This window comes from Pseudarthrobacter ribosi (assembly GCF_055412865.1).
Window position 1 is genome coordinate 1 of sequence record NZ_JBVAYZ010000045.1, and the last position, 2,239, is coordinate 2,239.

The following is a 2,239-nucleotide window of genomic DNA, read 5'->3' on the forward strand; positions in this document are numbered from 1 at the left end:
CGTGGAGTTCGGACACGAGCGCCTGGAGCGGGTGGGACTGGATGGGGAGCCGGAACCCGGCCATTTCCGCGAGGACCGAGCTGTGCCCGGCGGCGCAGAGGCCCACTTTTTCGGTGTTGATGGTGCCGCGGTTGGTCTTGACCCCCACCACCTTGTTTCCGTCCTTGAGGAAGCCGGTGACTTCGCAGTTCTGGATGATATCCACGCCGAGCTCATCGCACTTGCGGGCGAACGCCCAGGCGACGTGGTCGTGCTTGGCGATGCCGGCGCGCGGCTGGTAGGTGGCGCCCATGACCGGGTAGCGGATGTTGTCGTTGATGTTCAGGATGGGGCAGAGTTCCTTGACCTGTTGCGGGTCCAGCCACTCGGCGTCGACGCCGTTGAGCTTGTTGGCCCCGACCCGGCGGACACTTTCCCGGACGTCGCCCAGGGTGTGGGCGAGGTTCATGACCCCGCGCTGGCTGAACAGGAAGTCGTACTCGAGTTCCTCCGGCAGGATCTCCCAGAGCTTCAGGGCGTGCTCGTAGATCGCCGCGCTCTCGTCCCAGAGGTAGNCACGGCGTCATAGCTCTTCTTCGGGTCCGGATTGTGCCAGAGGAATTCCGGGTGTTCCGGAAGCTGTTCCGCGCTCATTGTGCTGCCCCGTTCTTGTCAGCGGAGAGGTTCGGGTACAGGGGGAACTTTTCTGCCAGGTTTTCAACCCGTTGCCGAAGTTCTGCTGCCGTCTCCTCGCTGAACTCGCGTTTGAGGGCTGCGGCAATAATGTCGGCCACTTCGGTGAACTCGGCTTTGCCAAAGCCACGCGTGGCAAGGGCCGGGGTGCCGATTCGAAGACCGGAAGAGACCATGGGCGGGCGGGGGTCAAACGGGACGGCATTGCGGTTGACCGTGATGCCGATGCGGTGCAGGCGGTCTTCGCCCTGCTGGCCGTCCAGGTCCGAGTTTCGCAGGTCCACCAGGACCAGGTGCACATCGGTGCCCCCACTAACTACGGTCGCGCCGGATGCGGCGACGTCTGCCGCCAACAGGCGTTCGGCGATGATGCTGGCACCTTCCAGCGTGCGTTCCTGGCGTTCCCGGAATTCGGGCTCCGCCGCGAGTTTGAAAGCGACAGCCTTCGCCGCGATCACATGTTCCAGCGGTCCACCCTGCTGGCCGGGGAAAACCGCGGAGTTAACCTTCTTGGCGATGTCGGCGTCATTAGTCAGAATCACACCACCACGAGGACCGCCAAGGGTCTTGTGCGTGGTGCTCGTGACGATGTGGGCGTGCGGCACCGGGTTCGGGTGCAGCCCGGCTGCCACCAGACCGGCGAAATGCGCCATGTCCACCATCAGGTACGCGCCGACCAGGTCCGCGATCCGGCGGAACTCCGCGAAGTCCAGCTGGCGGGAGTAGGCGGACCAGCCGGCCACGATGAGACGCGGCTTGTTCTCAACGGCGAGGCGCTCCACCTCGGCCATGTCGATCTGCATGGTGTCCTCGCGAACGCCATAGGGGACAACTTTGTACAGCTTCCCCGAGAAGTTGATCCGCATGCCGTGAGTCAGGTGGCCGCCGTGCGCGAGATTCAGCCCCAGGATGGTGTCACCGGGCTGGATGAGTGCGAACATAGCCGATGCATTGGCCTGCGCGCCGGAGTGGGGCTGGACGTTAGCGAATTCGGAACCGAAGAGTGACTTGAGGCGGTCGATGGCCAACTGCTCCACGACGTCGACGTGCTCGCAGCCGCCGTAGTAGCGCTTGCCGGGGTAACCCTCGGCATACTTGTTGGTCAGCACAGATCCCTGCGCTTCCATAACAGCAGTCGGTGCGAAGTTTTCCGAGGCGATCATCTCCAGGGTGCCCTGCTGGCGCAGGAGCTCCTGCTGAATAGCGGCGTGGATCAGCGGATCGGTCTCTGCGAGCGAGCGGGTCAGAACGTCGACCATCATTTCTCCTAAGTCTGCTATCTAATATCCTGTTGATATATTAGTTTCGTGATTCAAGTATGCTATCCCCTCCGGTGGGTGTCAACAGATTTTCCGGCCGGTTTGGCCGGCAGAGACAGGGGCCGCGAACGGACCAATGGGCCGGGAGCGGCTGAAGCGCAGCCCCCCGGGCTGCGCTTCAGCTCCAGGCCACTTGAGATCTGGCCTAGGTGTACTGCGCCATTAGGTTGGTGACACTCGGGTGATGGGTGTGGTTCCGATGCCGGTGTGGATTCGTTCAGTGTTGTAGTGCTGGAGCCAGGGCGCAA

At 63.0% G+C, this 2,239-nt stretch carries 1 protein-coding gene and 1 pseudogene; both read right to left on the reverse strand.

Annotated elements, in window-relative coordinates; all coding sequences use genetic code 11:
- Positions 1–633 (reverse strand): annotated as a pseudogene (locus tag ACZYZ5_RS21415) (FAD-dependent oxidoreductase); the annotation flags it as partial.
- Complete coding sequence (glyA, locus tag ACZYZ5_RS21420; RefSeq protein ID WP_463904383.1) at positions 630–1,931, reverse strand: serine hydroxymethyltransferase; 1,302 nt, start codon at positions 1,929–1,931, stop codon at positions 630–632. The gene glyA and the pseudogene ACZYZ5_RS21415, both read right to left, overlap by 4 nt.
- Positions 1,932–2,239: the final 308 nt, after the last annotated feature.